Consider the following 11,320-nt stretch of genomic DNA (forward strand, 5'->3'; position numbering starts at 1 on the left):
CACGCCAGGTCCGGTCCGGTCCGACGAAGGTCGCCGTCTCCTACTACGGCGGGAGTAGAAGAGGTGCCGCCGCCGGGCTGACGACCCGCCGCGCACGGCGCACTACCGTGGCTGACATGCGTGTACGACCCCCGCCCGAGCCGCCCGGCCTCCGCCGGACCTGGCTGCTGCCCGTCCTCGTCCTGCTGGTCCAGCAGGCCGGGTCACGGTTCGCGGACGCACATCAGACGGGCCAGACGGCGCTCGACCCGACCGGCCACCTCCTGCTCGCCCTCGGCCCACTGCTCCTGGCGGCCCGCTACCGGCGCCCCGGCGCGGTCGCCGTCGGCACGGCGCTCGTCACCGCCGTCTACCTCGCCGCGGGATACCCGCTCGGCCCGGTGTTCCTGAGCGTGGTCGCCGCCTCGTTCCACGCCGTCGTCGCCGGTCGCCGGTACGCCGCCTGGTCCGCGATGGGCGCGCTGTGGATCGCACGCCTGGTCATGGGCCACTGGCTCCACCCCTGGCTGCCCGCCCCGGCCGACGCGTCCGCCGACTGGGGCTCGGACGCCGCCACCGCCGCCTGGACCGTCGCCGTCCTCTCGGTCGCCGAGCTGGTCAGGCTCCGCCGTGAACGGCACGCCGCCGAACGCGCCGAGCGGCAGGCCCGTGAGCGCCGCCGCGCCGACGAGGAGCGGCTGCGCGTCGCCCGCGAACTCCACGACGTCCTCGCCCACAGCATCGCCGTGATCAACGTCCAGGCCGCCGTCGGCCTCGCCCTCCTGGACAGCGACCCCGCCCAGGCCCGCACCGCCCTCCTCGCCATCAGGAGCGCGGGCAAGGACGCCCTCGGGGAGGTGCGGCAGGTGCTCGACACCCTTCGCGCCCCGGGCGCGGCCCCCAGGGCGCCCACCCCGGGGCTCGCCGACCTGCCGGAGCTGGCCGCGCAGGCCGCGGCGGCGGGCCTGCGGGTCCACCTGGAGGCGGACGACGTCCCAGGGCTCCCCCCGGCCGCCGGGCTCACGGTCTTCCGCGTCACCCAGGAGGCGCTGACCAACATCGTCCGCCACTCCGGCGCCCGCACCGCCCGCGTGCGGCTGCGCCGCGTGCCCGGCGCGCTCGACCTGCGGATCGAGGACGCGGGCCCCGCCACCGGCGGCCACGACGCGGGCAGCGGCAACGGCCTGACGGGCATGCGGGAACGGGCCGCGGCCTGCGGCGGCACCCTCACGGCGGGACCGGTGCCCGGCGGCGGCTTCCGGGTGGAGGTCCGCCTGCCGCTCGCCCCGCCCGCCGAACGCCCGCCAGGACCCGCGCCCGACCCGGCCCATGCCGAGCCCGCCGAGCCGGCCGTGTCCGCCGCCCGTCCAGGGAGACCCGAGTGATCCGCGTCCTGCTGGCCGACGACCAGGTCCTCGTCCGGGCGGGGTTCCGCGCGCTGCTCGACGCCCAGCCGGGCATCGAGGTGACCGCCGAGGCGGCGGACGGCGCCGAGGCCCTGCGCCTCGTCCGCGCGCAGCGCCCCGACCTCGTCCTGATGGACATCAGGATGCCCGTGCTCGACGGCCTCGCCGCCACGCGCGCCGTCACCGCCGACCCGGAGCTGGCGGCCGTGCGCGTCGTCATGCTCACGACGTTCGAACTGGACGAGTACGTCTTCGAGGCCCTGCGCTCCGGCGCCTCCGGGTTCCTCGTGAAGGACACCGAGCCCGACGAACTGCTGCGTGCCGTCCGGGCCGTCGTCGCGGGCGACGCCCTGCTGTCGCCCGGTGTCACCCGCAGGCTGATCGCCGAGTTCGCCGCGCGCTCCCGCCCCCCGGCGTCCGCGACGGCCGCTCTCGCCCGCCTCACCGGGCGGGAGCGGGAGGTGACGACCCTCGTCGGCATGGGGCTGTCCAACGAGGAGATCGCCCGCAGGCTCGTCGTCTCCCCGCTGACCGCGAAGACGCACGTCAGCCGCGCCATGATCAAGCTCGGCGCCCGCGACCGCGCCCAACTCGTCGTGCTGGCCTACGAGTCCGGGCTCGTCAGGCCCGGCTGGCTCGGCTGAGAGGGGGTGTGGGGAACTCCGGTCCGAGATCCGGCCCGGTCGGATGGGCGTGGTGCGAGGTCGGGAGGGGCGGGCCGGCGGCATTGCCGGGAGTGTGGTCATCCGCCACCGACTGGACGCGGAAGACGACGGCGACTGCTCGGAACAGGCCGACCGGATGGCCTGCACGGCGCGGCGCCCGATCCGCGGAAGAGCCTCCGCTAACGAAGTTCCTTGCGCAGCAGGGTGCACATGGTCTCGTGACGCCGCACCGAGCCGTCGGCGTCCAGCACGTCCCACGCCTCGGGCCGACGATCGAAGGCAAGGTAGCCCAGCCGCTCGTACAGCGCCCGGGCCCGCACGTTGTCCTCTTCCACGCCCAGCTCCGCACGACGCAGGCCGCGGTCCTTGATCCGCTGCTCGGCCACGCCGATGAGCAGCGTGCCGATCCCGCAGGACTGCAAGGCGGGATGAACAGCCAATTGCCAGAGCGTCCCGGCGCCCTCCGCGGTCCGGTAGTCGATGCCGCCCACCGCCACCGGCATGTCCGTCGGCGGGCATACCGCGAGGTAGTCCACCTCACCCAGCCTGGCACGCTCCACCTGCTTCGCGACATCGGCCAGATGCGGCTCGGACCCCGCCCAGCCGCACGACTCCAGGTCCGTGGGCCTCAGATCGCGTACGGACAGCTTCAGCACGACGTCGATCACCCTTACCCCCTCCAGCGGACCAAGCCTCCTGCCGAGCCGGAAACAGGCCCGCAGCAGCGGTCACCCTACCGAGCCCTCGGGCTCGACGGCCCTGAGTTCTCGAACGCCTGCCGGGGGAGGGGGAGGCCCCGCGGCCGGTCAGCCGACCGGCCGCACCGCGTCCCGCGTCAGGTGGGCGATGACCGCCGACACCCCGGCCAGCGCCGCGACCGTGGTGAGCGCGGCGGGCATCGAGGACCAGTCGGCCAGGAAGCCGATGGCGACCGGCCCGAGCAGCATCCCGCCGTATCCCAGCGTCGAGGCGGCGGCGACCCCGCGCGGCCCCGCCACCGCCCCGGCCTGCCCCAGCGCTATCGGGAAGATGTTGGCCAGCCCCAGGCCGGTGAGCACGAACCCGGCCAGCGCCAGCCACACCGTGGGCGCCAGCGCGCCCAGCAGCATCCCGGCCGCCGCCGTCGTGCCCCCGAGGACGAGACTGGTGCTCTGCCCGAGACGCCGCAGCATCGCAGAACCGGTCAACCTGCCCACGGTCATGGCCCCGGCGAACACCGAGTAGGCGGCGGCGGCCACGCCCGCGCTCGCGTCCAGCGACTCCTTCAGGTGCAGCGCGCTCCAGTCGGCGAGCGCGCCCTCCCCGTAGGCCGAGCAGAGCGCGATGAAGCCGAGGACGATCACCAGGCGCCGCACCGGCGTCCCCGCCGCCATGGTTGCCACCGCACGCCCTGACCCCTCCGCCGCACCGGCGGTCCCGCCCGCGCCACCGCCGACGACGGGCAGCGTGCCCGCGATCAGCGCGCGACCCATCACCAGCGCGACCACCACCCCGACCGCCGCAAGCAGCCCCAGATGCCTGGCGGCCGTCAACTGCCCCGCGACCAGCCCGCCAAGACCCGCGCCGATCATGCCGCCCAGCGAGTACGCCGCGTGGAAGCCCGGCATGATCGGCTGCCGCGTCGCCGTCACCAGATCGACCGCCACGCTGTTCGCCGCGACGTTCACCGCCCCGAACGCCGCGCCGAACACCAGCAGCACGGCACCGAGCACCACCGCGGAATGCGTGTGCGGGGGCAGCGCGACCGTCAGCGCCAGCAGCACGAGCCCCACGACCGTCACCACCCGGCTGCCGAACCGCTGGCACAACCGCCCGGTGAGCGTCATCGTCACCACGGCGCCCGCCGACGTCCCGAGCAGCGCGAGCCCCAGCGCGCTGGCCGACGCCCCCGTCTGCTCCTTCACGTCGGGGATGCGGACGACCCACCCGGCGAAGAGGAAGCCGTCGAGGGCGAAGAAGCCCGTGAGGGCGATCCGCAGGCGGCGCAGCACGTCCTCCGCCGCCGCGGACGGCGCCCCGGGCGGAGCGGCGGCGCGCGGGGCACGCCGGGTCGGCGCCGACCGGCGTTTGTTCATGGGAGACACAAAGCCACAATAGGCACGTGACCTCCCCTCGCACCAGGCTGGACAGAGGCCGGAACGCCCTTGGCCCGGCACTCGAACTCGTCCACACCGGCCGGGCCCCCACCCGCGCCGTCCTCACCACGGAACTGGGCGTCACGCGCGCCACCGCCGGTGCCGTCGCCGCCGAGCTCCAGACCCTGGGCCTCATCACCGTGGACGCAGGACCCGGCGCCTCCACCGGCGGACAGGGCCGCCCCTCCCATCGCCTCGCCATCGCCGACGACGGCCCGGTCGCCCTCGCCACCCAGGTGCACGCCGACGGCTACCGCGCCGCCCTCGTCGGCCTCGGCGGCCGTCTCGTCGCGACCGCGCCCCCGGGCCCGGCCGTGGACGCCGATCCCGCCGAGGTGCTGCGCGCCGTCGTCGCCACCGGCGCCGCGCTCCTGCGCGACAGCGGACGCCGGTGCGTCGGCGCCGGGCTCGCCGTGCCCTCCGCCGTCGCCGAGCCCGACGGCACGGCCCTCAACCCGCTCCACCTGCCGTGGCCGGTGGGCGCCCCGGTCCGGCGGATCTTCACCGACTGCCTCGCCGAGGCCGGAATCCGGGCACCCGGCTACTGCGGCAACGACATGAACCTCACCGCACTCGCCGAGCACCGGCACGGCGCGGGCCAGGGCGCGCGGCACCTCCTGTGCGTCGCCACCGGCCACCACGGCGTCGGCGGCGCCCTCGTCGTGGACGGCCGACTGCACAGCGGCAGCGCCGGGCTCGCCCTGGAGGTCGGCCACCTGACGGTCGATCCCGACGGCAAGCCCTGCCACTGCGGCAGTCGCGGCTGCCTCGACATCGAGACCGACCCCCGCGCCCTGCTCGCCGCCGCGGGCCGCGAGCCAGGACCCGAGGGCATCCTCCTCGACCAGGCGGGCGCCCTCGTCCGCTCCGGCTACCCGGCCGACCCGACCGTCCGCGACGCGACGCGGACCGTCATCGACCGCCTCGGCCTCGGCCTCGCCGGGCTGGTCAACATCCTGAACCCCGACCGCATCCTCCTCGGCGGCCTCCACCGCACCCTGCTGGAGGCCGACCCGGGGCGGCTGCGCGCCGTCGTCGAGGAACGCAGCCTGTGGGGCCGCAGCGGCAGCGTCCCGATCCTCCCCACGAGCCTCCACCACGGCGGCCTCGTCGGCGCGGGCGAACTCGCCTGGCAGCCCGTCCTCGACGACCCGCTGGCCGCCCTCAGCGGCTGAGACGGCACGCCCGCCCGGCGGTCACAGCCCCTCGACCGCCGGGGGCGGCCCGTACGGCACGGCCCGCCGCTCCGGCAGCAGCGCCAGCACCGCCCGGCGCGCCGACTCGTCCGCCGCCTCGTCGTACGGGTCGGGCGTCGCCGGGACCTGGAGGCGGTACACCGGCCCGCCCCCCAGCCGCGCGAGCCCCCTGCCCGGCCCCAGCGGCGGCGCCGCCCGCCCCGGCGCCGCCACGCCCAGCACGGCCCCCGCCTGCGCCCCGCTCACCGCCCCGAGCACGACCCTGGCCCGCGCGCACCCGGGCACGAGCTGCCCCAGCCGCTCCAGCGCCTCCGCCTGCTCGCCCACGACGACCGTCACCCGCCCCGCGCGCCCGTAGCGCAGCGGCACCTCCAGGAGGGCCAGCGGATCGCCCGCACCCCGCACCCGCGCCAGGTGCCCGATCAGCGCGGGCCGGTCCACGACCAGCCACAGCGAACGCTCCGTCCGCCCCGCCGCGAGCAGCCTGCGTTCCGTCTCCCGCATCGCCCACTCCAGCGCGGCGACCGCGCCCGCCGCCGTGGACTCCACGCCCACGACGCCCGACCGCCCCGCGAAGCACGCGAACTCCCCGCCACCGCCGCCGTCCACGAGCAGCACCTCGTCGCCCTGCTCCAGCGCCTGGAGCGCCACCGACCGCAGCAGCGATGTCGCCCCCGCCCCCGGCGCCGAGACGACCAGCAGGTGCGGCTCCGCCGCGCGCGGCCCCGTCCGCCACACGACCGGCGCCGCGTCCAGCCGCTCGCCGTAGTCCACCCCGCCGTGCACCGGGACCGTACGGTCCACGGCCCACTCGTCCGTGAAGCCGAGCACGATCTCCCCCGGGCCCGTCACGAACCGCTGCGCCCCGATGCCGGACGGCAGCGGCTGGAGCACCACGGTCTCCAGCTCGTTGCGCTCCTCCGACCAGCGGAACCTGACCTCACGGTCCCGGCCCGCCTTGCCCGCCAGCACCCGTTCCACCCGCGCGCGGCTGTCCGGGTCGCCGTCGGGGAAGAACGCGGGGTAGACCAGCCGCAGCCGGGCGAGCCGCCCGTCGCCGCCGAACTCGTAGGCGGGGAAGCACCGTTCCCAGCCGCCGCCCGGCACGTAGAGGGGCTCGGGCGACGGGTCGGCAGGTGCCGCGAAGTACGGCACCAGCGCCTCGTACAGGAGCGTCAGCCGCGCGTCGGCCGCCGCGGCCGACGCCTTGTCCGCCGAGTCCGCCCGGCGCCCGGCCACCAGCGCCGACGCGAGCAGCAGCCCGCCCGCGAGCCACCCCCCGTACGGCACCACCGCCACACCTGCCACCAGCACGGTCGCGCCCAGCGCCAGCGGCACGCGCCGCTCCCTGGGCGTGCGGGCCCACCGCGCGCGGGCCACCAGCACGAGCCGCATGAGGCCACGCCCCACGACTTCCCATCCGTACACGATTAGAAGGAGATCCCGCCCAGGAGTTCGGCCAGGCTCTGCCCGCCGGCCGCGATGCTCGGCGCGACCGCGGTGCTCGACAGGTAGAAGCCGAACAGCCCGCAGACCACCGCGTGCGAGACCTTGAGCCCGTCCTTGCGGAAGAGGAGCACGACGACGACGCCCAGCAGGACGACCCCCGAGACGGACAGAATCATGTGCACTCCCGATGTACCGGCGGCGACGGCCTTCACTGTGAGCACTGTAAAGCTCACCATGGGTGACGGACGGTCCGCCGGTGCGAAAGGGTGAAAGTGTCGGGACGGCCCTCGTCGTGGCCAACAGGCGCCGCACGAGAGGCGATGCGGTGCGGCGTCGGCCCCGGACATCGATAGGGTGGCCACGGTCGAGGGCAAGGTCGAGGGCAAGGAGGAGCGAGGACGATGGCAGAAAGCACGCAGCCGTTGTCGGCGCGGGCCAAGCTGGCGGTCACGGCGGGCCGGGCGGCGGCGGCCGTGTCCCGTGCGGCCGGGCGCGGCAGCGGATCGGTGATCGGCGGCAAGGTCGCGCTGCGGCTCGACCCCGAGTTGCTGTCCCGGCTCGCCGGGCACCTCGACGTGGTCCTCGTCTCGGCGACCAACGGCAAGACGACGACGACGCGGCTCATCGCGGAGGCGCTGCGGGCGGGCGGCGAGGTCGTCTCCAACGCGCTCGGCGCGAACATGCCCGCGGGCATCACGTCGGCCCTCTCCGGCGGCTCGACCGCCCGCTACGGGGTCATCGAGGTGGACGAGAAGTACCTCGCCGGGGTCGCGCGGGACGTGACGCCGAAGGTCATCGCGCTGCTCAACCTCTCCCGCGACCAGCTCGACCGCGCCGCCGAGACCCGGATGCTCGCCGAGCACTGGCGGGAGGGCCTCCAGGGCGTGAAGGCCACCGTCGTCGCCAACGCCGACGACCCCCTCGTCGTGTGGGCGGCGTCCTCGTCGGGCGACGTCGTCTGGGTCGCCGCCGGGCAGGAATGGAAGGACGACGCCTGGTCCTGCCCGTCCTGCGGCGGTGTCCTGCACCGCAACGGCGAGGACTGGCGCTGCGGCGCCTGCGGCTTCGGCCGCCCCACGCCGACCTGGGTCCTGTCGGGCGACCACGTCCTCGACCCGCACGGTTCCGCCTGGCCGATCCAGCTCCAGCTGCCGGGCCGCGCGAACAAGGCGAACGCCGCGTCCTCCGCCGCCGTCGCCGCCGTCTTCGGCATCCCGCCGCACGTCTCCCTGGAGCGGATGCAGGCCGTGACCGCCGTCGCGGGGCGCTACGACGTCGTGTCCTACCTGGGCCGTGACATCCGGCTCCTGCTGGCGAAGAACCCGGCGGGCTGGCTGGAGACGTTCTCGCTCATCGACCCGCCGCCCACGCCGGTCATCCTGTCCGTCAACGCCCGTGGCGCGGACGGCACCGACACCTCGTGGCTGTGGGACGTGGACTACACCCGTCTCTTGGGCCACCCCGTCGCCGTCATCGGCGACCGGCGGCTCGACCTCGCGGTGCGTCTCGAAGTGGCCGGGGTGGACTTCCGGGTCTGCGCGGACGCCGCCGAGGCGGTGCGGACGCTCCCGCCCGGCCGTATCGAGGCCATCGCGAACTACACGGCCTTCCAGGACCTGCGCCGCGTCGTCGGCAACTGACCCGGGCCCGGCCGCCCGGCCGCCCGACCCCGATCAGCCCCGAGAAGAAAGCGACCGCCACATGACCGCCTCGGCCCTCCGGCTGGTGTGGGTCTACCCCGACCTGCTCAGCACCTACGGCGACCAGGGGAACGTCCTGGTCATGGAACGGCGCGCGCGCCAGCGCGGGCTGCACGTCGAGCGGGTGGACGTCCGCTCCGACCAGCCGATCCCCACGTCGGGCGACATCTACCTGATCGGCGGCGGCGAGGACCGCCCGCAGCGGCTGGCCGCCGAGCGGCTGCGGCGTGACGGGGGCCTCCAGCGGGCCGCCGACAACGGCGCCATCATCTTCTCCGTCTGCGCCGGCTACCAGATCCTCGGCCACGAGTTCATCAACGACCTCGGCCAGCGCGAGCCCGGCCTCGGCCTGCTGGACGTCATCAGCACGCGCGGCGAGGGCGCCCGCTGCGTCGGCGACGTCCTCGCGGACATGGACCCCGGCATGGGCCTGCCGCAGCTGACCGGCTTCGAGAACCACCAGGGCATCACCCACCTCGGCCCCGGCGTGCGGCCCTTCGCCCGCGTCACCGTCGGCCGGGGCAACGGCACCGGCGACGGCACCGAGGGCGCCTGGCGCGACACCGTCTTCGGCACCTACATGCACGGGCCGGTCCTCGCCCGCAACCCGCGCATCGCCGACCACATGCTGAAGCTCACGCTCGACGTCGGCGCCCTGCCCCCGGTGGACGAGCGTTGGTTCGAGGCGCTGCGCAGCGAACGCATCTCCGCCGCGCTGAACACCGCCGCCTGATCCCTCCCCCCCCCGGCGCAGCCGGGCCGCGACCCGACGCGGGAAAGGGCCCCTGGCCGCACCGGCGCCAGGGGCCTTCCCTAAAGTGGGTCCCGGGAATTCTCTCCCGACGCGCCGGAAAAGCGCGGGGAGAAACGGGCGCGGCGAAAAGGGCCTGCCCCGCGGGAAATATCCACGCGGGACGGCGCACGCCGCGAGAACAGCGAGGACGACATGGAACACGACGGTCACGGCGCGGACCTGCCGCCCCTCACGGTGGCGCGTGCCCTCGCCCCCGGCGGCGACACCGTCTTCCTGGTCGGCTGCGTCGTCGTCCTGGCCCTGTACGCCTGGGCCGTCGTCCGCCTGCACCGGCGCGGCGACCGCTGGGGCGTCGGCCGCACCGTCTCGTTCACCCTCGGCGTCCTCAGCATCGCCGCCGTCACCTGCACCGGGCTCAACGACTACGGCATGGTGCTGTTCAGCGCCCACATGCTCCAGCACATGGTCATCAGCATGGTGTCGCCGATCCTGCTCCTCCTCGGCGCCCCCGTGACGCTGCTGCTGCGCGCCCTGCCCGCCGGAGGCACCAGCCGCCGCGCCGTGGTGCGGCTGCTCCACAGCCGCTGGATGCGCGTCGTCACGAGCCCGCTGTTCACGATCACGCTGTTCGTCGCCAGCCTCTACGCGCTGTATTTCACGCCGACGTTCGATTTCCTGATGGAATCCCGCATCGGCCATCTCGGGATGATGCTGCATTTCCTCGCCGTGGGCCTGATCTTCTTCTGGCCCATCATGGGCGTGGACCCCGGGCCCCACCGCCCCGGGCACCTGATGCGGATGCTGGAACTGTTCGCCACCATGCCGTTCCACGCCTTCTTCGGCATCGCCCTCATGATGGGGTCCACCCCCATGGTGGAGACCTTCGCCGACCCGCCCGCCTCCCTCGGCACGGACGCGCTCGCCGACCAGTCGGCCGCCGGGGGCATGGCCTGGGCGTTCAGCGAGATCCCCACCGTGATCGTGCTGATCGCGCTCGTCATCCAGTGGTACGTCTCCGAGCAGCGCACCGCGCGGCGCCTCGACCGCACGGCGGACCGTGACGGCGACCGTGACCTGGAGGCGTACAACGCCTACCTCGCGTCGCTACGCACCCGCTGACCCGGGCCCCCCGTCCGGCCGCTCCTGTATTCTCCTGACCATGCCCACCGCAGCCCCGTCCTCGTCACCGGGCCGCGCCGCACCCCAGCAGCGGGGGCTCCTCACCGAGCGCATCGCGCGCCAGCTGGAGCACGACATCAGGTCGGGCGAGATCGCCGTCGGCACGAAACTGCCCTCGGAACGGGAGCTGGCCACGCAGTTCGGCGCCAGCCGCAACGTCGTCCGCGAGGTCCTGCGGCGGCTGGAGGCCCAGCACCTGATCGAGGTGGCGCCCGGCCGCGGCTCGTTCGTCAGCGAGCAGTCCTCCGGACAGGCCCGCAGCTACGACGCCCTCTACCGGGCCGGGCGGCCCACCGTGCGGCAGCTGATCGAGGCCCGCATCCCGCTGGAGGTCGAGATCGTCGCCCTCGCCACCGAGCGGGCCACCGACGCGCACCTCGCCGCCATGCGCCGGGCGAACGACGGGCTGCTGCACGCGACCGACGTCGTCACCAAGGCCAACGCCGACCTCGCCTTCCACGACGCCGTCGCCGAGGCGAGCGGCAACCCGGTGCTGCGCATCATGCTCGCGTCGATCAGCGGCATGATGTTCGAGATGATGCTGCGGTCCAACTCGGACCCCTCCATCGGCGAGCCGGGCGTCCCGCACCACCCCGAGATCCTGGAGGCGATCCTCGCCCGGGACGTGGCGCTGGCCAGGGAACGGATGCGGGAGCACCTGATGCTCGGGCTGCGGACGTACGGGCCCGACCTCGACGTCAGCGTGGACCTCATGGCCAGGCAGCACATCGACGCCCTGCTGCGCCAGGCGCACCAGCGCGGCTGACGGGGCCGGGGGAGCGGCCCCGAGCCGACTGCCCGTCAGGCGCTGAGGGTGGTCATGTCACGGGTGGCGCTGTTATGGTCCAACTGGTCCT

11 protein-coding genes are annotated in these 11,320 nt (G+C 74.9%); 7 read left to right on the forward strand and 4 right to left on the reverse strand.

Annotated elements, in window-relative coordinates; all coding sequences use genetic code 11:
- The first annotated feature begins 116 nt into the window (after positions 1-116).
- Positions 117-1,364: a sensor histidine kinase gene (locus tag IF27_RS09650; RefSeq protein WP_052849014.1), complete on the forward strand. Its 1,248-nt coding sequence runs from the start codon at positions 117-119 to the stop codon at positions 1,362-1,364.
- Positions 1,361-2,029, forward strand: a complete 669-nt coding sequence (locus IF27_RS09655; RefSeq protein ID WP_052849015.1) for a response regulator — start codon at positions 1,361-1,363, stop codon at positions 2,027-2,029. Before IF27_RS09650 ends, IF27_RS09655 begins: the two co-directional genes overlap by 4 nt.
- Positions 2,030-2,229: 200 nt before the next feature.
- Here the strand turns inward: IF27_RS09655 and IF27_RS09660 are convergent, their stop codons facing one another.
- Together IF27_RS09660 and IF27_RS09665 are read right to left on the reverse strand one after the other, a co-directional pair.
- Positions 2,230-2,718 carry a GNAT family N-acetyltransferase gene (locus IF27_RS09660; RefSeq protein WP_052849016.1) on the reverse strand — a complete coding sequence of 163 codons (489 nt, stop codon included), beginning with the start codon at positions 2,716-2,718 and terminating at the stop codon, positions 2,230-2,232.
- Between the two features lie 138 nt (positions 2,719-2,856).
- Positions 2,857-4,125 carry an MFS transporter gene (locus IF27_RS09665; RefSeq protein ID WP_110945719.1) on the reverse strand — a complete coding sequence of 423 codons (1,269 nt, stop codon included), beginning with the start codon at positions 4,123-4,125 and terminating at the stop codon, positions 2,857-2,859.
- 26 nt (positions 4,126-4,151) lie between these two features.
- On the opposite strand from IF27_RS09665, the gene IF27_RS09670 reads away from it, so the two are divergent.
- Positions 4,152-5,360 carry an ROK family protein gene (locus IF27_RS09670; RefSeq protein ID WP_052849017.1) on the forward strand — a complete coding sequence of 403 codons (1,209 nt, stop codon included), beginning with the start codon at positions 4,152-4,154 and terminating at the stop codon, positions 5,358-5,360.
- Between the two features lie 21 nt (positions 5,361-5,381).
- Here the strand turns inward: IF27_RS09670 and IF27_RS09675 are convergent, their stop codons facing one another.
- Entirely contained in the window at positions 5,382-6,809 is a 1,428-nt protein-coding gene (locus IF27_RS09675; protein WP_190232885.1) for a hypothetical protein, read from the reverse strand.
- A gap of 2 nt (positions 6,810-6,811) precedes the next feature.
- Positions 6,812-7,006 carry a hypothetical protein gene (locus IF27_RS09680; RefSeq protein ID WP_052849019.1) on the reverse strand — a complete coding sequence of 65 codons (195 nt, stop codon included), beginning with the start codon at positions 7,004-7,006 and terminating at the stop codon, positions 6,812-6,814.
- Positions 7,007-7,231: 225 nt separating this feature from the next.
- Here IF27_RS09680 and IF27_RS09685 point away from each other — a divergent pair, with 225 nt between their 5' ends.
- The 4 genes from IF27_RS09685 (at position 7,232) to IF27_RS09700 (ending at position 11,229) form a co-directional block, all read left to right on the forward strand.
- On the forward strand, positions 7,232-8,470 hold the full coding sequence (locus IF27_RS09685) for a Mur ligase family protein (RefSeq protein ID WP_052849020.1): 1,239 nt from the start codon (positions 7,232-7,234) through the stop codon (positions 8,468-8,470).
- Between the two features lie 61 nt (positions 8,471-8,531).
- Positions 8,532-9,263, forward strand: a complete 732-nt coding sequence (locus tag IF27_RS09690; protein ID WP_052849021.1) for a type 1 glutamine amidotransferase — start codon at positions 8,532-8,534, stop codon at positions 9,261-9,263.
- Positions 9,264-9,476: 213 nt separating this feature from the next.
- On the forward strand, positions 9,477-10,403 hold the full coding sequence (locus IF27_RS09695) for a cytochrome c oxidase assembly protein (protein WP_052849022.1): 927 nt from the start codon (positions 9,477-9,479) through the stop codon (positions 10,401-10,403).
- Positions 10,404-10,443: 40 nt separating this feature from the next.
- Positions 10,444-11,229: a FadR/GntR family transcriptional regulator gene (locus tag IF27_RS09700; RefSeq protein ID WP_052849023.1), complete on the forward strand. Its 786-nt coding sequence runs from the start codon at positions 10,444-10,446 to the stop codon at positions 11,227-11,229.
- Positions 11,230-11,320: the final 91 nt, after the last annotated feature.

This window comes from Streptomyces avicenniae, from assembly GCF_000719135.1.
Lineage (GTDB): Bacteria > Actinomycetota > Actinomycetes > Streptomycetales > Streptomycetaceae > Streptomyces > Streptomyces avicenniae.